Source organism: Paenibacillus suaedae (assembly GCF_032337355.1).
Taxonomy (GTDB): domain Bacteria; phylum Bacillota; class Bacilli; order Paenibacillales; family Paenibacillaceae; genus Paenibacillus_B; species Paenibacillus_B suaedae.
Genome location: NZ_JAVYAA010000001.1, coordinates 208,121 through 234,996, shown reverse-complemented (window position 1 = coordinate 234,996; position 26,876 = coordinate 208,121). Strand labels below are relative to the sequence as shown.

The 26,876-nt window shown below is 43.3% G+C and carries 21 protein-coding genes; 8 read left to right on the top strand and 13 right to left on the bottom strand.

All coding sequences use genetic code 11. The features are described 5' to 3' along the window. Window positions 1-353: 353 nt before the first annotated feature. The 3 genes from RQP50_RS01045 (at window position 354) to RQP50_RS01035 (ending at window position 7,641) form a co-directional block, all read left to right on the top strand. Window positions 354-818: an ArpU family phage packaging/lysis transcriptional regulator gene (locus RQP50_RS01045; RefSeq protein WP_315742565.1), complete on the top strand. Its 465-nt coding sequence runs from the start codon at window positions 354-356 to the stop codon at window positions 816-818. 176 nt (window positions 819-994) lie between these two features. Further along, window positions 995-2,179 (top strand): MFS transporter, encoded by a 1,185-nt coding sequence (locus RQP50_RS01040; RefSeq protein WP_315742564.1) that lies wholly within the window; start codon window positions 995-997, stop codon window positions 2,177-2,179. Window positions 2,180-2,538: 359 nt separating this feature from the next. Further along, entirely contained in the window at window positions 2,539-7,641 is a 5,103-nt protein-coding gene (locus RQP50_RS01035) for a S8 family serine peptidase (protein ID WP_315742562.1), read from the top strand. Window positions 7,642-7,748: 107 nt separating this feature from the next. On the opposite strand, the gene RQP50_RS01030 is transcribed toward RQP50_RS01035, so the two are convergent. After that, window positions 7,749-8,513, bottom strand: a complete 765-nt coding sequence (locus RQP50_RS01030) for a TrmB family transcriptional regulator (protein WP_021259512.1) — start codon at window positions 8,511-8,513, stop codon at window positions 7,749-7,751. 350 nt (window positions 8,514-8,863) lie between these two features. Between RQP50_RS01030 and RQP50_RS01025 the strand changes: the two genes are divergently transcribed. Further along, window positions 8,864-10,900 carry a peptidoglycan D,D-transpeptidase FtsI family protein gene (locus RQP50_RS01025; RefSeq protein ID WP_315742558.1) on the top strand — a complete coding sequence of 679 codons (2,037 nt, stop codon included), beginning with the start codon at window positions 8,864-8,866 and terminating at the stop codon, window positions 10,898-10,900. 260 nt (window positions 10,901-11,160) lie between these two features. After that, on the top strand, window positions 11,161-12,387 hold the full coding sequence (locus tag RQP50_RS01020) for an MFS transporter (protein ID WP_072727446.1): 1,227 nt from the start codon (window positions 11,161-11,163) through the stop codon (window positions 12,385-12,387). A gap of 110 nt (window positions 12,388-12,497) precedes the next feature. Here the strand turns inward: RQP50_RS01020 and RQP50_RS01015 are convergent, their stop codons facing one another. The 3 genes from RQP50_RS01015 to RQP50_RS01005 all read right to left on the bottom strand — a co-directional run bounded on the left by RQP50_RS01015 (window position 12,498) and on the right by RQP50_RS01005 (window position 15,464). After that, window positions 12,498-13,169 carry a response regulator transcription factor gene (locus RQP50_RS01015; protein ID WP_072727447.1) on the bottom strand — a complete coding sequence of 224 codons (672 nt, stop codon included), beginning with the start codon at window positions 13,167-13,169 and terminating at the stop codon, window positions 12,498-12,500. A 182-nt stretch (window positions 13,170-13,351) separates the two neighbouring features. Then, a complete protein-coding gene (locus RQP50_RS01010; protein ID WP_315744510.1) occupies window positions 13,352-14,806 on the bottom strand; it encodes a sensor histidine kinase in 1,455 nt (484 codons plus the stop codon). After that, the gene (locus tag RQP50_RS01005; protein ID WP_175560600.1) at window positions 14,799-15,464 is read right to left on the bottom strand and encodes a response regulator transcription factor; all 666 of its coding nucleotides are present in this window, start codon (window positions 15,462-15,464) and stop codon (window positions 14,799-14,801) included. The genes RQP50_RS01010 and RQP50_RS01005 overlap by 8 nt, the downstream gene beginning before the upstream one ends. Before the next feature lie 161 nt (window positions 15,465-15,625). On the opposite strand from RQP50_RS01005, the gene RQP50_RS01000 reads away from it, so the two are divergent. The 3 genes from RQP50_RS01000 (at window position 15,626) to RQP50_RS00990 (ending at window position 18,936) form a co-directional block, all read left to right on the top strand. Further along, window positions 15,626-16,603 carry a hypothetical protein gene (locus tag RQP50_RS01000; protein ID WP_315742554.1) on the top strand — a complete coding sequence of 326 codons (978 nt, stop codon included), beginning with the start codon at window positions 15,626-15,628 and terminating at the stop codon, window positions 16,601-16,603. A gap of 218 nt (window positions 16,604-16,821) precedes the next feature. Continuing rightward, entirely contained in the window at window positions 16,822-18,246 is a 1,425-nt protein-coding gene (locus RQP50_RS00995; protein WP_315742552.1) for an ABC transporter permease, read from the top strand. 12 nt (window positions 18,247-18,258) lie between these two features. Beyond that, window positions 18,259-18,936 carry an ABC transporter ATP-binding protein gene (locus RQP50_RS00990; protein ID WP_315742550.1) on the top strand — a complete coding sequence of 226 codons (678 nt, stop codon included), beginning with the start codon at window positions 18,259-18,261 and terminating at the stop codon, window positions 18,934-18,936. Between the two features lie 234 nt (window positions 18,937-19,170). Here the strand turns inward: RQP50_RS00990 and RQP50_RS00985 are convergent, their stop codons facing one another. The 9 genes from RQP50_RS00985 to RQP50_RS00945 form a co-directional block, all read right to left on the bottom strand. Continuing rightward, on the bottom strand, window positions 19,171-19,659 hold the full coding sequence (locus RQP50_RS00985; protein ID WP_315742548.1) for a hypothetical protein: 489 nt from the start codon (window positions 19,657-19,659) through the stop codon (window positions 19,171-19,173). A 92-nt stretch (window positions 19,660-19,751) separates the two neighbouring features. Continuing rightward, entirely contained in the window at window positions 19,752-20,747 is a 996-nt protein-coding gene (locus tag RQP50_RS00980; protein WP_315742546.1) for a restriction endonuclease fold toxin, read from the bottom strand. Between the two features lie 323 nt (window positions 20,748-21,070). Further along, window positions 21,071-21,595, bottom strand: a complete 525-nt coding sequence (locus tag RQP50_RS00975; protein ID WP_315742544.1) for a hypothetical protein — start codon at window positions 21,593-21,595, stop codon at window positions 21,071-21,073. A 2-nt stretch (window positions 21,596-21,597) separates the two neighbouring features. Next, complete coding sequence (locus tag RQP50_RS00970; RefSeq protein ID WP_315742542.1) at window positions 21,598-22,185, bottom strand: hypothetical protein; 588 nt, start codon at window positions 22,183-22,185, stop codon at window positions 21,598-21,600. 394 nt (window positions 22,186-22,579) lie between these two features. Then, complete coding sequence (locus RQP50_RS00965) at window positions 22,580-23,134, bottom strand: hypothetical protein (protein WP_315742541.1); 555 nt, start codon at window positions 23,132-23,134, stop codon at window positions 22,580-22,582. 3 nt (window positions 23,135-23,137) lie between these two features. Further along, a complete protein-coding gene (locus tag RQP50_RS00960; RefSeq protein WP_315742540.1) occupies window positions 23,138-24,175 on the bottom strand; it encodes a colicin E3/pyocin S6 family cytotoxin in 1,038 nt (345 codons plus the stop codon). Window positions 24,176-24,498: 323 nt separating this feature from the next. Continuing rightward, the gene (locus RQP50_RS00955; protein WP_315742539.1) at window positions 24,499-24,978 is read right to left on the bottom strand and encodes a hypothetical protein; all 480 of its coding nucleotides are present in this window, start codon (window positions 24,976-24,978) and stop codon (window positions 24,499-24,501) included. A gap of 146 nt (window positions 24,979-25,124) precedes the next feature. After that, window positions 25,125-26,057, bottom strand: coding sequence for a hypothetical protein (locus RQP50_RS00950; RefSeq protein ID WP_315742538.1), 933 nt, complete (start codon window positions 26,055-26,057; stop codon window positions 25,125-25,127). A 360-nt stretch (window positions 26,058-26,417) separates the two neighbouring features. Further along, window positions 26,418-26,873 carry a DUF6630 family protein gene (locus tag RQP50_RS00945; protein ID WP_315742537.1) on the bottom strand — a complete coding sequence of 152 codons (456 nt, stop codon included), beginning with the start codon at window positions 26,871-26,873 and terminating at the stop codon, window positions 26,418-26,420. Window positions 26,874-26,876 lie beyond the last annotated feature (3 nt).

The following is a 26,876-nucleotide window of genomic DNA, read 5'->3' as shown; positions in this document are numbered from 1 at the left end:
CACATCACCTCCCTTCATCTACTGGGAAATTTGCTAATCTTGCATCCTGCTCATTTGCTAATCGGCCATCCTAATAGAGCGTCATGCTGCTTGCTTTAAAATAGCGAAGGCAGCTTCCTTTCTGCTCACGATGTCCACGTTAACAGTATAAAATGGCGAACACCTGTTTGGTTTAAACTCGTTTTATAGTTTCTTTTTGATTTGTTTTTAATTATTTATAGGAACAAATGTTCTTGTTTTTGTGGTATAATGGGAATACCTGCCCACGGTGTTCCATTTCGATGCTGGACCCAATAGATAAATAGGAAGTACACAACCTCGAGTATGAATGGAAACAAAGGAGGCCTTGCCTAATGGTAATGGGATTCATGGACATGCCAGAGCATGAAGCGATGGATGTGAAGCAAGCAAAAGCACGAATTGATGAGGTATTTGCCAAATACAGAATGTGCAAGGTTATGAAGTTCGCAGTTCGCGAGGCGCGGATTACAACGAATTATGAAGCGAGAGAAAATGGCGCGACGAACCGGGTCGGCGATCCGACTGCCGCAGTAGCGGTCTATAATACAGATAAAGCGAGCGAATGTCTGGCGTTTTGCGAGCTGATTGAGTCCATCGTGCACGAATTGGAGCCGGACGAGCAGCTGCTCATCCGCGAGCGATATATGAAGGAAGCTCGCATGACGGATACGAAGGTGTACAATTTCCGATTCGATCCCCCGATCAGCGCCGTAACCTACGGACATATCCGCAAGCGCGCATTCGCCAAGCTGCTGAATGCCTTCCAGTACGTCTTTCGTTCGACCAAGACATCATAATGCATAGAGATATACTGAACGTAAACAAGCCGACCAGGATGCCATCATCTTAGGTCGGCTTGTTCTTATCTTGCGAGTGAATGGATACGACATCTGACAGGCAGGAATACTTTTCTGTTGCACATTCGCATTTAGGTTACTATAATGGTAGTAACTTTTTATTCAATCAGAAAGGAATGTCTCTCTTGAACTTTCGTGTATATATTTTGGCAGTAGCCGCATTCGTTGTCGGCACGGTAGAGCTTATTATCGGGGGAATTCTCGATCAGATAGCCGCGGACTTGAACATTTCCGTCAGTGCAGCCGGGCAACTGATTACGATCTTCTCGATTGCCTTCGCGATATCGGCACCAATATTAATGAATCTCACAGCCAAATTTGAGCGCAAAAAACTGTATATTGTCTTTTTGTTCATCTTCCTAATCTCGAATCTTATCGTGGCTTTCAGCTCGAATTATGCAACATTGCTCGCAGCCAGAGCCTTGTCTGCATCCAGCGGTTCGCTGCTTATTGTTTTGTCCATCACGATTGCCTCGAAGCTCGTCCAGCCGGAATATAAAGGGCGCGCCATTGGCGTCATCTACATGGGCATCAGCGGATCACTCGTCTTAGGCGTTCCTATTGGGATGGTTATCGGAAATGCATACGGATGGCGAGCGCCGTTCCTGCTAGTTGTGGGACTGACTGCAATTGCAATGCTAGGGATTTATGCCTTCTTATCGAAGGTTCCCCCTTCCGAGGTTACGACCCTGCGTGCACAGTTCGCTTCATTGAAGAATGCGAAGCTCGTCAGCGGTCATCTTATTTCGTACTTGATGCTGACAGGGCATTTGACCCTCTATGCATATCTGACTCCTTATTTACAGGAGACGTTCCAGCTCAGTCCAGGCATGACCAGCATTGTGTACTTCTTGTTCGGCTTGGCAGCCGTATCTGGCGGAGGGCTTGGCGGCTTGATGGCGGATAAATGGGGAACAAAACGCTCCATTTTGTTGATTGTATCAAGCTTCGCGGTGATCATGTTTGTCCTGCCGCTGACGGCACAAGTATCGTTCTACGTCTTCTTGATTGCGATGGTGATTTGGAGTGCGCTTAGCTGGGCATTGTCCCCGGCGCAGCAAAGCTATCTCATGCAGACTGCTCCCGATACAGCTGACATCCAGCTCAGCCTGAACTCATCGGTGCTTCATCTTGGTATTGCGAGTGGTTCTGTCGTTGGCGGACTTGTCATTGAACAGAGCTCTGTAGCCAATAATGCATGGGTCGGCTGCCTGTTCGTCCTGCTGGCGCTGGGAAGTGCCATGTTCTCCCTGACTCGTTCTTCCCGAGTTAAGGCCAATACAGCCGCTGCAGCTGAATAAATGAAGCAAGCCGAAGGCAGTTGATATGATACAAATTCCACGCTCTAGAATTGTAAATCCATGGGGTTCAAATTTGGTTAATCACTTGGTTAATTGGATGCGAATTTATATTCATTGCGGGCGGATATTAAGCCCAAAAAACGACACTCTACTCCGAAAATTGGTATAGAGTGTCGTTTTTTATTTTTCATTTTAGGAAATTTGATTTCAGTTACATTTCATTAACATGAAAGCGTTGACACGATACAAATTGTATCATATATTCTAAGTGAACCGCCATCATTTTCAGAATATGTAAGGAGGTGTAAATAACCCGAGAAATGCTATCTATCATTTTGAGAAAAGGAGTGCACAGCCGATTGAAAAATTTACGTTTATTTGTAAGTCGTTTGCTAGTAGTCGTATTGACGCTATTTTCCCTACTCTTTCCGATTTCCGCATACGCATTTGATTCACAAGCACAATTGACAGGCCAGGCACTGAGTCCTGAAGTGCGTGCAAAAATGCAGCAGATTGTTGAGCAGAATAAATTTACAGAAGGTCAAGAGCCTGTACTCCATCCCGATTTGCAAAACCTTACTGACGACAAGGAAATTTCAGTTATCGTCCAATTATCCGAAGCCCCAGTAGCTCTAGCGAAGGGTATGAGTATGCTAGAGGGCAAATCATTTACTGCAGCCTCAGAACAGAGCACGAAACAAAAGATCAATAAACAGCAACAAAGCTTTGTCAGCCAATTAAGTAGCAAGAGTATCAACGCTAACGTGGGCTTTACATACAATTATGCATTTAATGGGGTCTCCCTTAAAGTAAAAGCAAGTCAAGTGGAACAGTTACTTAAGATGAAAGGTGTACAAATGGTAGAGCCTGACGTGGAAGTTCACGCTCTGGGGGTAGAGTCCTCAAAACTGCCGGATAGTGAAATCCATCCGAACATGAACACGAGTAATCCATTCCTTGAAGTTCCATCTGTATGGGCCTTAGGCTATACAGGCCAAGGAGTTAAAGTAGGCGTTATAGACACCGGAATTGATTATACTCATCCAGATTTAAAAGACGTTTATAAAGGCGGACATAACTTTATTACGCAAGTAGTAGACGGTTCCGATACGGGATACGCTCGCACTAGAGGAGACGATCCGTATGAAACTACGCCGTTGGATCACCCTGATAATAGACCGTGGATTCACCCTACTACTGGAAATCCTTTTAATACCTCACATGGCACCCATGTTGCCGGGACGATTGCAGCTCAAGGCCAAAATCCTTTTGGCATAAAGGGACTTGCCCCTTCCGTTGAATTGTATGCTTATCGCGTGCTGGGCGCGTATGGAAGCGGCTCGAATTCAGGGGTTATCGCAGGTATTGATAAAGCCGTCGAAGAGAAAATGGACATTATCAATCTATCTTTGGGCGGATCTACCAATAGCCAAGTTGCTTCTGACGCGATCGCCATCAACAATGCGGTTTTGGCAGGTACGACAGCAGTCCTTTCTACGGGGAACTCAGGTCCAAATAGAGGGACGATCGGCAGTCCGGGCACGGCAGCCTTCGCGATATCGGTGGGCAACTCTACTGTTCCGGAAAAAACGATGGCCGGAAAGGCTACTGTAACTCTAGACAAAGCGGGAACGGTCACACCATATATCATGAATTTGATGGCATGGAAATTCGGCACAGACCCGAAAACCATTTTGACCGGAACGTATAATGTCGTCGCAATCCCTGGCCTTGGTAAAGTGACGGATTACGCGGGTCTGAATGTGGCAGGTAAAGTCGCTCTCGTTGCCCGCGGTGATATTGCCTTCGTGGATAAAATAGCGGCAGCAAAAAGTGCAGGTGCCGTAGCGGTTATTGTTCACAACTCTGCGGGCGGAACGAATACTCCAGGACCGTCAGGCGCCTTTGTGGGAGATTCCTTCGCGTCCATCCCAACGTTTGATATGTCCTACACGGACGGCAGCGCACTGCGAACGGCTCTTGCGGGCGACTCAGGTACCGTCACCTTCGGAGAATTCTCCACCGGTACGACTTTAAGTGACGATATCAATAATTCAAGTTCGCGCGGACCTGCCAATCCGGTCTTTGATATTAAACCGGACGTGGTGGCTCCAGGAACTAACATCATGTCATCGGTTCCTGCCTATGGCAAAGATCATCTCGATAATCAAGGACAGCCTCTGCCTGACTACCCTGACTATTCCGAATCCTACGACCGTTATACAGGAACGAGTATGGCGGCTCCGCACGTAGCGGGGGTTGCGGCTTTGCTTAAATCGCAGCATCCGGATTGGACTCCGTTCGATATTAAAGTCGCGATTTCGAATACAGCCAAGCAACTGGATGTAACGAAATACGACGTCTTCTCTCAAGGTCCGGGACGTATTCAGCCGCTTAAAGCAGCGACGACTGAAGCGCTTGCGTATGAATTGGATAAAACCACTTTCTCCAATAAGACTTATGACTACTCCAAGGGCACAATCACCTTCGGCAATGTATCTCCGAGTACGAACAATCCAACAACGGTATCACGGTCTATTCTTGTTAAAAATGTAACGGGGAGCCCAAGCGACTATACGGTATCCGTCCAAACGACGAAAGCGGCGACAGGTACGCTTGCGAGCTCAAACGTGACAGTCGACAAGTCCAGCTTTACGTTAAACGATGAACAAAATTTGACCGTGACGCTAAATGTCCCGAAAGGGACTGGAGCAAACGGTAACGAAATGCTGGGTTACGTAAAGATTACAAACGGTACGACAAATCTAATTCTTCCCTTCGCGGCGAATTTCGCCCCACCGACGGGATTGAAGACCTTTACGATCGACAGCAACCATATCTCTCCGAACGGGGATGGCAAGCTGGACAGCACAACTGTGAGATATGAATTCCACGATAGGCAAGGAACTTCATACATTCAACTTTATGATCTAAACAATATGAGCGGCGGATATTACGGAGACGGTACTATCGGATGGATTATGAACGGCAGCGTGACAACGGGAGCAAAGGCGTTAACCTTTAACGGTAAGTATCATCAATGGGGTCAGCCGGGAACGACGCTGAACACAGCTGTTCCAGAAGGCGCCTATGCCATGGAGATTGTAGGGCAATCCTCTTCAACAGGAGCAGTGACAGGGGATTGGATTCCGGTGTATGTCAAGACGAGCAAGCCAAAATTCGTTTCTCCCGACAGTTTACATGTTACGGGTTCGAATGTGCAGTTCTCCGGCTCGATCGACGATTCATACGTGAAATTCGGACCAGTCGTTGAAGAAGAATTGGGCTTGGCCTACAACGTTAACGACAACTTGCATGTGAAATACGAACTATTGGACAGCGATGACAACTTGATTTCCTCGCAACCTGTAAAGCTCGATCAAAATGGCAAGTTCGATATCACGTTAAGCGGTTTAACGACCGGAGCGAATAAGCTGAAATTGCTCGTAGACGACGCGGCAGGTAATCATGCGGAGAAAGTCGTTACGATTACTAGCGCAGATCCTGTGTTAAGCGGAATTAAAGTACAGCCAGAGGCTTTAACCTTAGCTGTCGGTTCCACTGTGGATCTTACAGTAACGGCTCAATATGTTGACGCGGACGGCAAGCCATTCCCGGTAAGTGTTAGTGACGTTACGTATGGGGCCACCTATACCGATTACGATCTGAGTGTTATAGACGTTGTCTATGGTAAAGTAACGGCGCTAGGAGAAGGCAGTACGACGATAACGGTAGCTTATGAAGGGAAATCGGCTTCAGTACCCGTCACTGTCACTACGACCCCAGTCGATCCTGTATTAACGTCGATTTCGGTATCGCCGGACAGCGCAGCTCTAAAAGTTGGGAAGGATGCTCAACTTGCGGTCACCGCGATGTATAGCGACGGAAGCAAGAAAGACGTTACAAGCGAGGCAGATTATCGTACAGCTAACCCAAGCATTGCTGCGGTAAGCGATACCGGCAAGGTGACAGCCGTTGGAAAAGGTGAAACGACAGTAACCGTAGCTTACGAAGGTAAAACCTACGCGGTACCTGTTACCATTACAGAAGAAACGACAACCCCAGTCAAAGTAACGTCGATTTCGGTATCGTCGGACAGCGTAGATCTTAAAGTTGGGAAGGATGCTCAGCTTACGGTCACCGCGGCGTATACCGATGGAAGCAAGAAAGACGTAACAAAGGATGCAAAGTATAGCGTTCCTGGTACGAACATTGTTACAGTAAGCAATACCGGCAAGGTGACAGCCGTTGGAGCAGGGAAAACGACGATCACTGTATCTTACGAAGGCAAATCTCATGAGGTATCAGTCACCGTAACCAAGGATTCTAGCACAACGACACCGACTTCTCCAAGCTCGCCATCGACTTACACACCAAGCCCACCATCGACTCCAGCACCAATAGGCAAGAAAGTAAAAGCAGGCACGCTCACTACGACGAAAAACGTTAAGGGTGCGACTATCGCAACGATAAGCGTATCGAGTGAGGCCTTGATCGCCCAGCTGAAAGATTCGAAAGCGACTGACGCCACGCTGGATCTTACCGATATTAGCTTCAACGACTACAGCAGTGCGAATGTAATCTTTAATAAAGCAACGGCTGACAAACTACTGGCATCCGGCAAAGGATTGATCCTTACCGGCAATGGATTTACCATCCGAATTCCTGCGGATGCATTGGCTGATTTTATTGGTACAAATGGATTTAAAGCAAGCTTATCGGCAAAAGATTCTGACAATGGTGAAGTTAACATCCATTCGGCAAATCAAACAACCGTCGTATCGCAGATCGTCACGATCGGCAACGATACAGGAAAATTGAGTCATCCGATTAAGATCGAGCTTAAGCCGGCTAACAAAGTAATTGATTTGCAAAAAGTTGGCGTTTACCAGCAAGATGAAAACGGTAAATGGGTATATGTGGGTTACAATGCCGTGCATCAGCCGGGGAATATTCAACTTACAACCTCTACGCTCGGCACCTTCGAGCTGATGGAGATTCACATTTCATTCGACGATATTCAGACCCATTGGGCAAAACATGAAATCGAAGTTATTGCGGCTCAACACGTAACCAAAGGGAAAAGCGAATCCAAATTCGTTCCGAACGATACGATAACGCGCGCAGAATTCGTGGCGCACTTGGATCGTATTCTTGGCCAAGAGAAAGAATGGAGTCATTACGTTGCGATGGCAGGGGCAAATGATATTCTAGGTCGCGAAGAAATGGTCGTACGAATGGTCAATGCGATGAATGTCGATCTGAAGGGTGAGAAAGCGCAATTAAACTTCAAAGATAAGGATCGGATTTCGGCGAGCGCCCAAGCCGCTGTAGCTTATGCTGTGGATAAAGGGTTGATCAATGGCATGTCTAACAACACGTTCGCTCCTGATCAAAGCTCTACTCGCGCACAAGTGGCTTCTATTCTCTATCGTTTGATGAAACTCTCGGGCAAAATTTAATTTCAATAAGTAATCAGTTCCATAGGATGAAAAAAAGCAGACCTCTTCGGAGGCCTGCTTTTTACTTCCTTTCACTTGAGGCTCTTCATGCAACAGTTTAACCCTCTTTAATAACGAAGCCGCATCAGCAGTGACTTCATTTCCTCGTCCGCCATGAGCTCTGCATTATATTTTTGTGAAATTCTCGCCAAGGCAACATCATGGTAAAAGAACTCAATAAAGAATTTTACGAATGGCTGCGCCCCGGTGCGCATTGCCTGCCATTCCCCTTGCTCCATCCCCGCGAACATAATTTGGGATGAGTCGGCTGCAACCAGCATGAATCTCTCCAGCGTATGATGCTCTTCCGTCGGCGATAACGTATTCAGCTTCGACACTCGGGCTTTCGGCACATCTGTCCCCGTTACAAATGCCTCCACTCGTACGCCTTCCCGCTCCTTCTTCTCCAGCAGCGGCACATATTTCCGAAATTCATCGCTCCACATCGAGACGATAATCGTGTCCTGCGCCTCTTCAATCAGATGCTGGCAATACGCCATGATCGAAGCTTCCGATTTCAAGCTCCACACATGATTGTCCGCTGCGATTTTGCGCTCATTCATTTGCTTCAACTGTTCAATGCTCTGTTCGAATTCCTTGGACAGCTTCTCGATAACAACCTGAAGCGGCAGCGCCAAATAGGTCTTTTTCTTTTCGGATATGGAATCCGATATTAATCCCTTATCAATAAGACGCGACAGCACCTCATATATTTTCGCCTTCGGCACGCCTGAGTGCTTGACCACACTCGTTGCATCCATAGGGCCGTCTCCTGCCACCAACGTCTCGTATACTTTGCTCTCATATTGTGAAAAACCGAATTTCTGAAGCATAGCTCCTCCTTCTCTATCCTGCAGCCGTATCGGAACTTGTCCGCATCATGATGATGTTAGGATTATCTTACTCCAGCCGATTCAAAATGAAAAGTCGAGCATGAAGCGAAGCCGAAGCACACTTGCATTATTTTGTAATATTTTTCAAGAAACTATCGCAACCGTTGCTGCATCTAATAAGTGTACAAGTCTGCCTTTTCTCATATGGAGTCTGAATTGGATGATTAAAAGAGCTTGTAACTATATGAATATATGATCAATTTTAATAAAATCGAGGTGTACTTGTATCAAAGGAATGACGAACCTGGTAAACGGAATATGATACGCAGATGCAGAAAGGAAATAGTGCTTTGAATCTATCTAAGGAAACTCACGCAAACAAACACAAATCAGACAATGAACGCAAATTTTCTGTCCGTTTGACTGGATTTTTCTTTATTATATTCGCCTTATTCGCCATACTTATTATACGCTTGGCGTTGCTGCAATTCGTAGATGGCCCTGCCCTCAAGCAAAAAGAAACTTCATTGGGCTACCGGACTACAGCTATCGCACCGATTCGCGGGATCATCTATGATGCTAGCAATCACAAGATCGCTTATTCCACATCGACACAATCACTTTACTTTAACGTGAACAAAAACTACAAGAATAAAGAAAACATGGCGGAAGCCAAGAAGCTCGCTGAAAAGCTCGCCGAGAGATTTAAAAGCAATACCAAGACGGGAGAGGAACAATCGGTCGAGGACATAGTGAAGCGTATGGATTTGAATGCCAATGTTAATCCCGTATATGTCCCCCGCTTGATCAAAACGGATTTATCCTCGAAGGATATTGCTTACTTTTTGGAGCATAAGTCCGAATATAAAGATCTTGAGATTATAGAAGACAGCGTCAGGAACTATGATCAGGATACAGTCGCGGTGCAAACAATCGGCTATCTGAAAAAGTTCAGAGGGGTCAGAGAGTCCTACGATTATTATAAGGAGATATACGAAAATAGAAATTCCCGGCACGAGGAGCTCAGATACCTCGATTATGAGGATGTCGGTGTTGACGGGCTGGAGTTCATGTACCAGGAAGAGCTCCGCGGCAAAAACGGACTCAAGAAATTCCCGGTTAACGTAGCGGGACGAATTATGGGCCCCATGGAATTGACCAAACCTGAGCGGGGCAACAATCTTCACCTGACCATTCATAAAAGCATTCAGATGAAAACAGAAGCTGCGATTATGCAGACGCTGCAGAAAATACAAAACTCCTCCAATCCCGTAGAGCAAGCGCCTAACGCACGTACGGGCTATGCCGTCGCCATGGAAGTGAAGACGGGCAATGTCGTCGCCATGGCCAGTATGCCGGACTATGACAGCAACGTATGGAAGAACGGCTCCATCAGCGTTGAGGATTACGAAAAAAATAAATCCTTTATGAATAACGGCACGATAAAAGCAGCCTACGGCCCATACGACGAAAAAGAAATGAACAAGCACCCGAACTCTATCGTGTACCTTGGCTCTACAATCAAGCCGTTGTCCGTCCTTATCGGTTTGAAGGAAAAGCTGTTCGGCGTGTACGATGATTATCCTGACATCGGCTATGCCGAAATCGGACTCGAAAAAAGGAAAATCCGGAATGCGAACAACAAGTCGCATGGTCGCATCGATGCCGCAAAAGCGCTGGAATTCTCCTCCAATGCCTTTATGATCGATTTGATCGGCAAACGTTTATATTCCCGAACGGATGTGAACGGACTGAAGACATGGGACAAATATATGGAAATGTTCGGACTTGGTGTAAAGACCGGCAGCGGACTGCCTGGAGAGATAGCCGGCCTAAAGGACTACATGAGCGAAGCCGTGCGCGCCAGCGCGCAATCCGCTCTTGCATACGCCTCGTTCGGCCAGCAGGGCAAGTATACAACGCTTCAGCTCGCCCAGTATGCGGCTACGCTGGCTTCGCATGGCAAGCGAATGAAGCCGCAGTTCGTCAGCAAAATTACGGATCCGGACGGAAAGGTAGTAAAAGAGTTTAAGCCGGAGATGCTGAACGAAGCAAAGTTCGATAAAGCCTATTGGGACTTGATTGAGCTTGGCATGAGCCGAGTGAAGGTACAGGGATTTGAAGGGTTCAATTATGACTATTATCGGAAAACGGGAACATCCGAACAGGAAGTCGCAAAAGGCATCATAGTAGAAAATGGAGTGTTCATTGCGTACGCTCCCGCGCAAAATCCGACCTTGGCAGTCGCGGTGGTCGTTCCGGAAGGCAATTACGGGGCTTATAGCGCAGCGCCAATCGCGCGAGCGATATTCGATGCGTACGACGAGGCTGTTGGGCTTACGGGCACGCCGCGCCACACTTCTACAGATCAGCAATTTAAAAATTAAATGACAAGCGATGGCCTTCGATTAAATGGGGGTCATCGCTTTTTTGATTAGGCTAAGACTCACTAGCTGAATAACCTTGCCTATTTTTCGTGAATTTATATAACCAAAATTAGCTTTATTTGTTATGATAAAGTCCATACTGATGAATGGTATCACATCAGAGAGCAAGTTGCGCCTTATTGAAGCTTGTTCTAAAGCTCGCATGTGACCTTCTGAACAAACTATATCCAAACACATATCAAGTGGAGGCAGAGACTGAAATGAATACGGCGAAAACGTTGGATAAGCCGAAGCAGCGCAAGCTGCTATGGAGTGCCGGAATGAGCTGGATGTTCGACGCGATGGATATCGGCATCATCTCCTTTATCGCGGCGGCACTCGCAGCCGAATGGAGCTTAACCCCGCAGCAGACGGGACTCTTTACAAGCATTAATTCGATTGGCATGGCAGTAGGCGCGCTGCTCGCAGGAGCATTAGCGGACAAATACGGCCGTAAGTCGGTTCTGCTCTGGACGCTGGTCATCTTCTCGATTGCCAGCGGATTATCCGCAGCAGCAACGAGCTTCACGATGCTGTGCATATTGCGCTTCATCGCCGGAGCGGGTCTAGGTGGCGAACTGCCCGTCGCGTCAACCCTTGTCTCTGAATCCGTTCCTGCCAAGGAACGTGGACGTGCCGTTGTCCTGTTGGAAAGCTTCTGGGCAGCGGGCTGGATTGCTTCTGCACTGATTGCTTACTTCGTGATTCCTACATACGGATGGCAAGCGGCATTTCTAATCTGTGCCGTTCCAGCACTATACGCACTTTACTTGAGAAAGGCAATTCAAGATCCGCCGCGCTTTACTCAGCAGGCGAAGCAATCAGAACAGCAGAAGCTGTCGTTCCGCGAGCGCTTTGTCGCAGTATGGTCTGGGCCGCACCGCCGCTCTACGATTATGCTGTGGGTATTGTGGTTTACCGTGGTCTTCTCCTATTATGGCATGTTCCTCTGGCTGCCTTCTGTTATGATGCTGAAGGGCTTCAGCTTGGTCAAAAGCTTCGAATACGTGCTCATCATGACACTCGCACAGCTGCCCGGATACTTCACCGCCGCTTACCTCATCGAGAAGTTCGGGCGCAAGTTCGTCCTCGTCTTGTACTTGCTGCTTACCGCAGGCAGTGCAGCTTGGTTCGGCAGTGCGACAACGGAAGGCATGCTGATTGCAGCCGGAATTTGCTTATCGTTCTTCAACCTTGGAGCATGGGGAGGCATGTACGCGTATACGCCCGAACTGTACCCGACCAGAGTTCGCTCAACTGGCGTTGGTCTTGCCGCATCCTTCGGCAGAGTTGGCGGCATTATCGCTCCGTACCTAGTCGGCATGCTCGTCGCTCGCCAAGTTGCGATTAGTGCGATCTTCTGGCTGTTCTTCGTCACCATTGTAATCGGTGCGGTTGCCGTCCTCTGGCTTGGTACGGAAACGAAGGGCAAGGAGCTGGAAGAGTAAGATAGCAAACTTATTACACGCAATAAAATAGCGACAGCACCAGTCCTCTCCTGATCGTAGAGAGACGCTGGTGCTGTTTTTTTCATAGCAGCTTCTTAACCCAATACCCGTCATTTATCAACCTCAAATTTATATCCAACCCGCACGACCGTTGTAATATGCTTAGCTTTATCCCCCAGCTTGTATCGGAGGTTGCGAATATGTGTGTTCAGCGCCTTGTCGCCTCCGCCTTGCTCATATCCCCATATCGTTGTAATGAGCGTGTCTCGAGTAATTACTTGCTCCTTATGTTCCATAAGACTCAACAAGATCGTATATTCCGTATGAGTTAAATTGATTGGCTTCCCTTCAATTGACACCTTGTGGGCAGACTTATTCATATGAATGCCGCACAAGATAATATCGTCTTGCTGCTCGTCCTGACTCGCAGACTTCAGCAATCTCCTAGCTCGTGCCATGAGAACCGCAGGCTTGAAGGGTTTCGTTACATAGTCGTCAGCGCCCAAGTCAAAGCCAAGGAGTGTATCCTCCTCATCACTACTTGCCGTAACTAAAATAATGGGAACCTTGGACACATCACGGATACGGCGGCATACATCCCAACTATCCAGTTCCGGAAGCATGACATCCAGTATGACAAGGTCGATATCCTGCTCTGCAAATAGTTCCAACCCTTGCCGTCCATCCTCGGCTGTGTAAGCAATGTATCTATCCTGCTTGAAATCATGAGCCATTGATTCCCGCAGGAGCTCATCACCTTCGATAATTAATACCTTTTTCATAGCGTGATTCCCGTCCTATTACCCATCTTATCCGCTCTAATCCCTGCATCCATCATTCCCCCGGCAATTCCCGCATATACGCCAAGTGCCGCCAATACGTCTATTCTGACCCTGTTTGCGTTACTCGCTCTCTTCTCATCATACCCTGCACGGCCATTTTATTGCCCGCCCCTTGTAAACGCTCACTGTCGTGATTTCGGAATGATAGCTGCAAATTGTACGCCCTGCTCGATGTTATGCATAGAGTACGTGATGCCCAGAGCATCGAAAATCTGCTTAACAATATATAGTCCCAGTCCGCTCCCCCCTGTGTTGCGATTTCTCGACTTTTCAACTCGATAGAAAGGTTCGAAAATCTGCTGCATGTCCTCCTCTTTAATGTTCACCCCCGTATTAATGACTTGAAATTGTATACTGCCTTCCTGCACATCCTGGGTTAGCTGAATAAATACTTTTTCTCCCTGCGGAGAATACATAATCGCATTATGGATGATATTTTTGCACGCTTTTTCCAGCATCAGACGATCCGTCTGGATCGTTACATTGGAAGCAATATGCTTCATAAGCTGAATCTCCCGCTGAGCCGCAAAATATTCAAGATCCGCAGTTATTTTATCCACGAGCTGCGAAAGATTGACTTCTTCCAGCTGCAGCTTGAATGTATCGCGCTCCAACTTCGACATGCTTAAAATCTCACGAACCAACTGCTCCATTCCCTCGACAATCTGATGATTTTTCTGCAAATATTGATCGCGATCACGATATGGACCGATATGATAAATCATTCCTTCCAGATACCCTTTCATCACAGTAAGAGGGGTTTTTAGTTCATGCGCTGCAATCGCGAAAAATTCCCTCCGTTTTGTTTCCGCTTCTCTTTCTTTTTCGATATCGCTTTTTAACTGCCGGTTCGCATTGTGCAATTCTTGCATCGTTTGCTGCAGATTCACGGACAGTTCATTTAGGCTGGTGGATAACTCCCCTAATTCATCCGTAGAACGAACCTCGATTGGTTCGGAGAAATCCAAGTTCGCCATCTTCTGCGCACCTTGATTAATGTACAGAAGCGGCTTCGTAATAAACCTCGAATACAAGTAAGCACTGCCTATGCCAATCACAATAACGATAACGCTTAAATAAGGGAGAAAAAGCGCCAACACCTGTGAGGCCTCATCTATTGGTTGAAAGGTAGCGGACACGACGAGCGTTAGATTCGCATCCAAAAACCGAATGGGCACGGCGACATCAAAAGAGTTTGAATTCACGATTGGTTTTGCTCTTTCGACTCTCACTTCCGTCGATAGTGAATATGAATAACCTTTGCGAACCGCAGAAAAAAAAGGAGAGTAAATGATGGCTCCTTCTTTATTTTGAAGATAGACGATTGCGTTATTTTTTTTGGAGAAGTCATCAAGAAGAAGCACGCCATATTGCAAATCAAGATCCTTCGATTTCGTTATGATTTCTTCGATTCCTGTCTGAAGCTGATTCGTCTTGTATTGCTCATAAAAGGTAGGGAGAAAGAAGTACAGCGATACATAAATTAGGACGGCAAAGGCTAACAGAATAAGGGACGTAGTCACGAAAAGCTTATAGGTAATGCGCTTCATCTTCAGCATGTCCAACCATTTACTCATCAATTTTGTAACCGATCCCCTTTACCGTTTTAATGTAAGGTATATCTAACTTCTTTCTAATATTTTTGATATGCGTATCGATGACCCTCGTCTCTCCATAATAATCGTACCCCCATACTTTCTCGACGATGCTTTCTCGGGTAAGCACTTTTTTCTCATTTTGAACAAGCAGCTGTACGATTTCAAATTCTTTGGTCGTTAATGGGATTTCAACTTCGTTGACGTATACTTTATAGGCATCGCAATCTACTTGAACCTCCTTGAACACCAGTCTATTATTCGTTCCTTGATCCTTGCTTCTTCTTAGTACGGCTTCGACTCTCCGTATCAATACATGAAAGGAAAAAGGCTTCGTAATATAATCGTCGATTCCAAGATCGAAGCCTTTTAATTGATCCTGTTCTTCCTCTAAAGCAGTTAGCAAAATGATGGGAACATTGGACTCACTCCTAATCATCTTGGCAACTTCGAATCCGTTAAGGTTAGGCATCATGACATCCAATAGAATTAAATCGAAGGATTGCTTATTGAATTGTTTCATGCCCTCTATTCCATCGGATGCAACTTCAACGCTATAGTGTTGGGTCATCAAAAACTGTTTGATTAGCTCCCGAATCTCTTGATCATCTTCTACCACAAGAATCTGATAGTTCATTATGATATCACCTCTTGAATTAGTATAGCCGTGCTATCTGGAGTTTATATGGAGAGACCGAAAAATCCCCACCAAAACTCTACATGATCTTCATAGCAACTCCAGATAAGGGTCCTACAATGAGGTCGTAAACAAAAATACATTCACGAAGGAGATTGACAATTATGAAAAAGACACTCGCTACAACTGCTTTAGGAGCTGTACTCACACTCACCTCTTTGGGATCCGCATTCGCTGCCGAGGTTCCTGCACAATCTATCGGGAATGGACAACTGACAACGGCTGTTACGGTAACGGCAGCAAGTAATCTCGATGAAGCAACTCAAAGCAAAGTGAAAGCCATTTTCGATCAAGTGAAGAAAGGGACGCTTACGAAAGAACAAGCCAAACCTCAGCTGCAAGAACTTGGCCTCGATGTAGACTTTGATTTCAACGCGGCTCATGACGGTATCATGTTCAAGGGCAAAGTGACTTCCGTTAGCTTCGATGACGCTACCAACGAAAAAGCAAAAGCCATTCTTGACCAAGCTCAAGCTGGTACACTCACGAAAGAGCAAGCTAAATCTCAGCTGCAAGAGCTCGGCATCGACTTGGATGTGGATTTCAGCAAAACAACTCATCGCGTTACGGTAAAGATGGATGAGTCAAAATTCGGTAACCTTGACGATGCTGCCAAGGAAAAGGCAAAAGCTATTCTTGAGCAAGCCCAAGCCGGCTCCCTTACAAAAGAACAGGTGAAAGCTCAGCTGCAAGAGCTTGGCATTGACATGGATGTGAATTTCAGTAAAGCAGCTCATGGCGTTATGGTAAAGATGGATGCGTCAAAATCCGATAACTTTGACGGTGCTGCCAAAGGAAAAAAGGCAAAAGCTATTCTTGAGCAAGTGAGAACAGGAGAGCTTAGCAAAGAGCAGGCTAAATCACAGCTGCAAGAACTTGGCATCGAATTAAATATGGATTTCAGCCCGGCTCACAACATGAAGAAAGAAACAAAAGCAATTCACTTCGATGATGCTACCCAACAAAAGGTAAAAGCCCTCTTTGATCAATCAAAAGCAGGTACAATCACGAAGGAGCAAATGAAAAAACAACTCGATGAAGTTCTTGGTGTCCAAACCCTTGATATCCATGTAGAAAAATAATCAAAAAAAAATCCTGGTTCTCAAGCTACGTAGAGATGTCCAAAAGATAAACACGACCCGTGAGATTGCTATTCGGCAGCCTCACGGGTTTTGTATGTTAACATTAAACTCTTTTCCAGATAAGACCTCCACGATCTCTAGATAAAATCCTTGCTGGCTCCATCTAGACTCCAGATGAGTCCTTTACATTAAAAATATGAAAAAGGAGGTTACCATTTATGAATTTTATCAAACGTGCATGTTTAAGTGTGCAAGCAAGAAAGGGTAAGTCCTTGATCTTATTCGCCGTTTTTTTAGTGCTTACTAATTTAGTATTAGCGGGATTCGCCATACAGAATGTCACAAAGACAGCGAATGATCTAGCCAGGAAAAAGTTAGGAGTGGATGTGACACTAGGATTAGATGGAGAAAAGTTTCAAAAGTACGTACAAAAACAGAGACTTGAGAATCCAAATGAAAGAATACATCGTCCGGAAATCTCTACAGAGGAAGCAGATAAGTTAGCCGAATCTCCATATGTAAAAGAGTTCAACTATGTAAAAGACAGTCAAGGCGTAGCCGATGGCTATACCCCCATTAATGCCGATCAAGGAGATAACGCGGTAGGCGGTTCCGTAGGCGGAAGCCAAGGGAACATGAAAATGCCAAACACGCTCATTCAAGGCGTTCGAATTTCTGATTTGCTAAAAGAATTTGCGGACGAAACGAATAAAATGATCGATGGCCGTTCCATAACACCGGAGGACAAGGATCAGAAAGTAGCCCTCGTCGAAAAACAATTGGCTGAACAAAACAATCTGCAAGTTGGCGATCAGTTAAAGATTCAAGCACAAGATGAAACATCGACAATAGATTTAGAGATTATCGGAATTTACGAAATATCCACGATAGACAGTAACATGGAATCGGCACCGCCGCTGTTTCATCCGTCGAACAAAGTATATGTCTCGTACGGATCGTTAAAGGAATTTTCAGAAAATAAGGAAACGAAAGGGAGCCCCATTGATCAAGCCATATATTACTTGAATGATCCGAACCATATTGGGGATTTCAAAGCAGAAGGCAAGAAAACAGGCATTGACTTCGATCTATTTAAGCTCGATGCCCATGATGCATTATATCGAAAAATGGTGGGCCCCATTGAGAACGTAGCATCGACCTCGAAATGGATCATATATCTGGTCTCTTTTGCGGGAGCCATTATCTTAGGACTTATTATTACATTGGCCATAAAGGAACGAAGGAAGGAATTAGGAATTCTGCTCGCGATTGGCGAGAAAAAAGGAAAATTGATCGGACAACTATTAGTAGAAGTATTGTGTATCGCTGCCCTAGCATTCAGCCTCTCTGTCTTTACAGGCGGGACCGTGTCTCAAAAAATGGGAGACAGCTTATTGCAGAATGAAGTTGCTTCTTATGATCAGGATGAGCAGGCGGAAAATAATCCTGGATTCTCGTTTGGAATGAAACCTGACCAAGCTCAGGATGTGGAGCCGATTCATGATATTGATGTGCGAGTAACCTCCGAGGATATGTTGAAGTTAGGCATGTTGGGACTAGTCATCGCAATCTTATCAACCATTCTCCCAGCATTATCGATTCTTCGATTGAACCCAAAAGATATTTTATTAAAACATGAATAGAGGATGATTTATATGGACGCTATATTGCAGTTCCAAAATCTGAATTACCATTATAAAAGCAATAATAAAAAATACACGATTTTAGATAACGTCAATTTTTCGTTTCAAGCCGGTCACTTTTATACGATTTTAGGACCATCGGGATCAGGAAAAACAACGACTCTTAGTTTAGCAAGCGGATTAGATATTCCTAGGAGCGGGTCTGTCTTATTCAAAGGAACAGATATACGGAAGATAGGGCTTGATTCCTATCGAAACAAACATGTCTCGATTATCTTTCAATCCTACAACCTTATTACGTATATGACAGCGCTTCAAAATGTAGTAACAGCCATGGAGATAACGGGAGTCGATGTGGAAGACAAAAAGGAAAGAGCGCTTGAATTATTAAAAAAGGTAGGGTTAACAGAAATAGAAGCCAAAAGAAAGGTATTGCAGCTTAGCGGTGGACAACAGCAGCGCGTGGCGATTGCCCGTGCCCTATCTTGCAACGTGGATTTATTGATTGCCGATGAGCCTACCGGAAATCTAGATCAAGCAACTGCCTTTGACATTATCGAGTTATTCAAAGAGCTTGCCCATAAAGAAAATAAATGCATCATAGTCGTCACCCACTCTCCAGACGTGGCTAGGCAATCAGATACAGCGGTATTTCTAGAACAAAAAGATTTAATAATCAAACATATGTAGTGATACATTTTGAAAACGAAAGGAATCAGAATTATGTGGAAAAGAGTAATTTAATTTCGACTAGTGAAAACGAATGATTCTTATTGATTAGGGTTTGTCAAAACGTAAAGATGAACTTCCTATATGGGGAGTTCATTTTTACACAAACAATTTTACATAGCCCAACATTATTATTTTCTTAGAGAAAGCCTATTCCATCTCCTCGGTTCAAACTGGAATAAGCCCTACTAAAGTCTAAATCATTTTAGGATTCTTATAACACCAATCTGGGTCATACGTTAACAATTTTAATTTTTGTATGTCTTCCCAGCTGTAAACCCAATCATAATCTGCAATCCAAAAATAATCATCAGGATTTAGCTTGAGGTATTCGTAAATAAAATTGAATATTAACTCTTGAACACCATAGATATCCTCAATATGCCCAACTTGACATAGCAATAAATTTGTATCTAGACCTAAATCTTCGTGATAGTAAAAATCAATACTCGAACTATTGATACCATGAATATAAAAGATGAATGAGCATTCATTGTTCCCTGCAAATGATCTACTATTAATATTTAGCGTTGTATACGAAAACTCCACTTCATCTGAGCAATTTTTATTGTTGTAGAAATAGAGAGATGCATCCGAATGAAAGGCTGCAACTATAGTATCTGCTAACAGCTTCTCAGGAGAATATCTCTCTTTTTTCGTTAAAATAACAGCTGGGGTTCCCATCTTTACTTTAAATACCTCCTAGAGTTCATCTATAGAATTTACAATAGTAACACCTTTAGATTTAATAATTTCCAATATTCTTAGTTACTACGTCAAACGTATCTTGCAGCATACTCATTGAGTTGCCGCAGTACTCTATTATCGGGTTCTCCTTCAAAATGAAAATACGCTTTCCTGTCTGTCTCATTAGCAGCTTCTATTGTGGCTTTTGCCTGTTTTCTGAATTGCTTATCTAAACTTTTCAATGGTGGCTTGGTTTGCGCAACATACTGATCGCTAATTGTATCAAATTCGCGTCCATTAGGATCATTCTTGAGTTTAACTCTGGACTCACCATCTAGTTTTTTAGCCAACATATCGGCTGCTTCATCTTCTTTAGGAACCTTTACTAGTTCTCCTGAATATTGCCCACTAGCTTTTGGTGTCCCCTCACCGGCTGAATTCTTATTTTTTCCCGATGCAGATCCCGACGCTGAACTCTCCGGCTCGGTTCCAGGATAGTATTTCCGAACCTCGATCTGATTCTTCGTCGGCTCAAGAGGCTTCTGCGTAGACGATTTATAGTTCACATTTGGCCCATCATACGCCAGCTTATTCTTAGGCAATTGCCCAACAGACTTTTGTAAGGCTTCAAATCTTTCATTGATAAACGTCGTTGCTTGACCCCAGTTTACCTTAATTCCCTTAATATTGCTTCCTTTCGATATTCCTTGCGGCTTGATTGGCGGTTGTGGATTACGACTGCGGACAGCTCTAGCGCCAATAGCACCAGCTAATGCGTCAACCCCTTCACTCGTATGCTCCACGACAAAGAAGTAGTTCTGAGTCGCTATATCTGTGTCATCCTTGAATCTTTCATATATGAGCTTTGCGATATCATTTTTCTGCTGTGGTGTTAAATGCTGATCTTCCCATGCATTATATTGTTTTATATCAATTATTTGATGGTCAAATAAGACTGGATCAATATCTTGAACTCGAAAACGATTAGGCAAATCCCATCTGTCTATTGAACTGTAGAAATCCAGCGCCTTCGATAAATTACGATTTGCTACTCGGACATCTTGCGGGATCTTGCTCGCCGCCATCTCCATCCCTTTGTTGAGAGTCAGCAAGAATCGTACTAATGATTCTTTGGTCTCTGGGTTTCTCCATCCTCTCGCATCGGTGAATCCTTTGCCAAGCAGTATCGCAAACTGTAAACCTATCTTCTGTGCGGGAATCATTATTGTTTACACAAAAAAAACCTATTCCATCTTTTCTCTTTAAGTTGGAATAAGCCTTTGAAAGTTAGTTTGTTATGTATATTTATCAAGATTATCATCATTTAGTTCGTTGGTTGTTATTGCACGATCTTGTTCTTGGGATTGTAAAACAAGTTTAACTAAAAAATCTTCTTCCGACATTGATATTAAGTGAAAATTCTACTCCATCCGTACTTTTTTGTGTTAAGCATATACTCTTTGACAGGTATAAAATTAGTACTATTTAACTCGATAGATACATTCGATCTGGTTACTACAGACAAATCACATCTTCCATAGGGCCATCCTAGAGTCCCCTCTACCTCATAAATATTTCTTTCATCTTCCTGATATACTTCCCCCCATGTTTTATTTATTTTCATCAAGCTATTATCAGGCCAACTTAGTTTAGAGTAAGGAGGTTCCTTACTATATAATTCCACCTCGATGTTTCCACCAGTAACATCATGAAATGTGAGCCTAGAGTAACCAGAGACGTAGATATCATCATTGAATGGTTTGGTATGTTCAGTTAATCCATACGCTTCTAAACCATATACACTAATAGGTAGAGTTACCCCCCATACATCTAGTACCAACTTAGTAGAAGACATTGAATTATAATCAATGTTTATTGTGGACTCACTTAAATATATCAACTCAAATTTTTCATTAGAAATATCTAATATCAAGTCTATTCCAACCTCCTTAAAATTACTTCTAATTGTTTACTTAATGCCTTCTCACTGAAAGCATCGCCGCTAGTTGTTTTCTGAGTTCCAAACATCAAATCATCCGAGGCCTTTCCTTTGTTCACCAATCTAAAACCGTATCTCGAAAGCTCCTCATCATTCATTTTATATATTTTGCTGAAATAGGGGTTTTTCTCCCCACCTGCTATTTTCAGTGAGCCTCCTGGCTCGATTACCCGTGGAATATCACCTTCAAGAGCATTATAACCATGTGGGTTTTGCACAATTACCTCTGCCTGTGAACCTGTTTTAATTCCAACTAGGTTATTGGCATCCATTACCTCAACACCCTCAGCTCGTGGATTAATATCCCCATTCCGGTATCCTGGTCGAGGGTTATCTCCTGCACCTACATTTAGCCTATTACTTTCATCAAGTTTTCTCGTCCCCTCACCACTTGCCTTCTTGACTTTGCCCGACGCAGATCCCGCCGCTGAACTCTCCGGCTCGGTCCCAGGATAGTATTTCCGAACCTCGATCTGATTCTTCGTAGGCTCAAGAGGCTTCTGTGTTGACGATTTATAGTTCACATTTGGCCCATCGTACGCCAGCTTATTCTTAGGGAATTGCCCAACAGACTTTTGTATGGCTTCAAATCTTTTATTGATAAACGTCGTCGCTTGACCCCAGTTTACCTTAATTCCCTTAATATTGCTTCCTTTCGATATTCCTTGCGGCTTGATTGGCGGTTGTGGATTACGACTGCGGATAGAACCCTCATAAATCAGTCTTGCACTATCTCATTTTTCTTTGCATTACTCCATTGTCCGATAAATGCTTAAAGTAACAAAAAAGCTTATTCCTTCTATTGATTTAAGTTGGAATAAGCTTTGAACAGATTGTTCGTTAAGTTGTTTTTTGTTTGAAAAGCGAGCTATGTTTCTACATAAATTCGATTAATTCTATACGTAACTATTTAACCTGTCAGTAACATAATTCCAATACATCTGTAAATAAAGCTTCTCCCAAAGTAAATCGCCTATTAAACGGCTGAATATCTTGTAATTCATGCCACTCGTAAACAGTATCGTAAAAATCATAAAGATAACTCAGCTCAATATAACCTTTTTCCTCCATAATTCTTCTGATTAGAGTAGCTCCTTGTATTAATTCTAAAGATTCAGCCATTCCCACTATCTCATAAATACCATCTATCAAGTTATGTCTAAGTTTATAACTAAAATCTACGATATAAACTGGAGCAAGTTTTGAAATTTTGATATTTATTTGTTGCCCTAATAAAAAGCCTTCTTCACCTTTTATGTCTTCTAGTTGAATTAATATTTCCGAAGAGGGGTTAACGGAATTTTTGACTTCAATATTCTTTAATGAACGGATTTCATTAAACTCACCTGGCGCCAGTATCTCTTCCATACATTTCTCTTTATACCATTCATCTAGTTCTCGTTTAATAAAAATTCGTTCAATTACTCCCCCAATCTCAGGATATTCATCAACGAATCTTTTTCCATGCTCCATAATTTAACCATCCCATCTTCTTGAAGGTTCCCCATCTTTAGTTTGTTTCCCGGTTACAGGATCATATTCACCCAAGTGCTCTGTTCTTCTACGATTCCACTTTTCTAATTTTCCATGCTGCGAATCCCACTGCCAATTATTCCCTTCTTTATCAGTCCATGATTTCCTTTTTAATCTCTCTTTTATTTGGGTCATCCCCATGTTCTCCATCCACTTTGTAGGTTCCGTTAATCTGTAACCATTTGTATTATCCCCTATAATCTTGTTTCGATCAGAAATAGAGGTATTATACTCATCCGTTCTCCCTTGTTTCCTTCCATAATATCCATCATGAGCTATTTCATCGTGTTTTTGAGAAATGTTAGGTTTACCTGTCTTCTCACTACTACTTCCGTTCTTACTAATCAACCTCGCCGTGCCCGATGAAGAACCTCCTGGATTACTCCCCGGATAATATTTCCGCACCTCAATCTGATTCTTGGTCGGTTCAAGAGGTTTCTGCGTAGACGATTTATAGTTCACATCTGGTCCATCGTACGCCAGCTTATTCTTAGGCAATTGCCCAACAGACCTTTGTAAAGCTTCAAGTCTATCATTGATAAACGTCGTCGCTTGACCCCAGTTTACCTTAATTCCCTTAATATTGCTTCCTTTCGATATTCCTTGCAGCTTGATTGGCGGTTGTGGATTACGACTGCGCACAGCTCTAGCGCCAATAGCACCAGCTAGTGCATCAACCCCTTCACTGGTACGCTCCACGACAAAGAAGTAGTTCTGAGTCGCTATATCTGTGTCATCCTTGAATCTTTCATATATGAGCTTTGCGATATCATTTTTCTGCTGTGGTGTTAAATGCTGATCTTCCCATGCATTATATTGTTTTATATCAATTATTTGATGGTCAAATAAGACTGGATCAATATCTTGAACTCGAAAACGATTAGGCAGATCCCATCTATCTATGGAACTGTAGAAATCCAGCGCCTTCGATAAATTACGATTTGCTACTCGGACATCTTGCGGGATCTTGCTCGCTGCCATCTCCATCCCTTTGTTGAGAGTCAGCAAGAATCGTACTAATGATTCTTTGGTCTCTGGGTTTCTCCAGCCTCTCGCATCGGTGGATACTTTGCCAAGCAGTATCGCAAGCCTAAATTCTGGGGCGGAATCAATAATACACATAAAAAAGCCTATTCCATCTCCTCGCTTCAAACTGGAATAGGCCGTTTAAGTTATTTATCAAAATCTCATTGAGCTTGTTATTAAATTATTCTTTATTTTTCCTGAACTCTAAATCTAAATTCTTCACACTAGTTAACATTATAATCGTCTTTCCTGAGAGCATGGCTCTTTTAAAGTCTAAATCATTTTGGATTCTTATAACACCAATTAGGGTCATAGGGCAACGATTTCAATTTTCGCATATCTTCCCAACTATAAACCCAATTGTAATCTCCCAACCAATAATATTGCATAGGATTTAATTTTAAGTATTCATAAACGAAACTTAAAAGCAACTTCTCGTTATCGTATACATCCTCGATACAACCAACTTGATATAAGGAAAGGGATGAATCCAACCCTAGATACTGTCCATTATTATAAAACTCAAGCCCATCATTCTTTTCTCCATCAATGTATATTAAGAACATATTCTCATCAATATCGAGATCCTGCATAATACTTATAGTTGTATATTTGAAGTGGTTTTCTTCTGTAAAATACTTTTCATTTCTGTAGTAAAGCATAGCGTCAGAATGAAATGCAGCTACCATTACTGATGATAGTAAGTTGTCTGGTGAATATTTGTCTCTTTCAACTAAAAAAAATGATGAAGTCCCCATTTACTTTAAAACTCCTTTCAATTCTCCTAATGAGTTTACTACAATCGCCCCCATATCCTTAATCTTATTCAGTTTTTGTAATTGCTCAGGGGCTAGATTAACTAGCGGCTCTTCAATGTATACAATCACTTTTCTGTTCTCTGGATTCAAAAATCTTTATGATTTTTGTTTGTATACTTTTCGATTTGGTCAACTTTCAAGGCACTAGCAGAAGCTTTTACTTCTATAATTTCATTTTTTGTTAATACATCAAAATCCCCGGCTGGTGTTTTATCAGCCCTCTGGACTTTTTGTCCAAAACCTATAACTTCTTTTTGCTCTGAAACAAATTTAGCAACTTTACCCTCAGTTGCTTTACCAGTATTAGGACTATTAAGAAATGTTTCGATATCACGGCTAATATTTTTCGGGTGTTGATCAACCCAGGTTAATTCATTCCCTGCTGGGTTCGTATATTTCGTTTTATTTCCGTCCTTAACTACATTTCCAACATTCGAAGCTTTTGGCGTCCCCTCACCGCTTGAGTTCTTATTTTTTCCCGACGTAGATCCCGATGCTGAATTCTCCGGCTCGGTTCCCGGATAGTATTTTCGCACCTCAATCTGATTCTTGGTCGGTTCAAGAGGCTTCTGTGTTGACGATTTATAGTTTACATCTGGTCCATCGTACGCCAGCTTATTCTTAGGCAATTGCCCAACAGACTTTTGTAAAGCTTCAAATCTATCATTGATAAACGTCGTCGCTTGACCCCAGTTTACCTTAATTCCCTTAATATTGCTTCCTTTCGATATTCCTTGCGGCTTGATTGGCAGTTGTGGATTACGACTGCGGGCAGCTCTAGCGCCAATAGCACCAGCTAGTGCATCAACCCCTTCACTGGTACGCTCCACGACAAAGAAGTAGTTCTGAGTCGCTATATCTGTGTCATCCTTGAATCTTTCATATATGAGCTTCGCGATATCATTTTTCTGCTGTGGTGTTAAATGCTGATCTTCCCATGCATTATATTGTTTTATATCAATTATTTGATGGTCGAATAAGACAGGATCAATATCTTGAACTCGAAAACGATTAGGCAAATCCCATCTATCGATGGAACTGTAGAAATCCAGCGCTTCTGTGCGGGATTTATTAATGTTTACACAAATAGCCTATTCCATCTTTTCTCTTCAAGTTGGAATAAGTCTTCTTGAAATTAAATGTTGTTTGTCCTTAGTGGTAATTTGTTTTATAATGCATAATTTCGTTTCATCCTACTTTGATTTGAGCATGCAAAGAAGCTCATTCCTACTCATGATTCAAGTGGGAAAGAGCTTAAAAGTATATCAAGTGTTTGATTTGTTAGTTGTATTTCGGGGCTGTATACGAGATACGGGTTTTCACAAAATTTAAACAGGATCTCGAAGACGTACAAAATTAAGCCCTGAAGGCTATAAACGCTATCTATAATACTTGATACACCTTTCTTGGGAAGGGATCCTATCATCGAGCAGCAATTCTTTTTGCAGTAATTTTGTTATATTCTCTAATTTTGCAATGAATAGTGCATAAAAGTCGCCCGAATTTGGATATAAAAATAGTCCATACCCCTTTGGTGACAGTATTTTGTTAGCCTCTCTGATCTTATCAGGTAAAAATTCGTAGTCATACGCTTCTAATTGCTCAAGTTCTTCCTTTGCTGCTAATTCAATGTGATGGGCAAATTCATAATCCAGAATAAAATTGACGATCTCTTGATGCTGCTCACCTTTATAGTCAACGTATAAAAACCGTTTTGTTTTTAACCCGAATTTTAACAGATCATCATGTATGTCATAACTTCCTTCATCCTTCAAAAACTGTTCCAGATCCTTTTTAATAGGGAAGATGAGCTGTGCTACTTCTTGATCTTGCATACT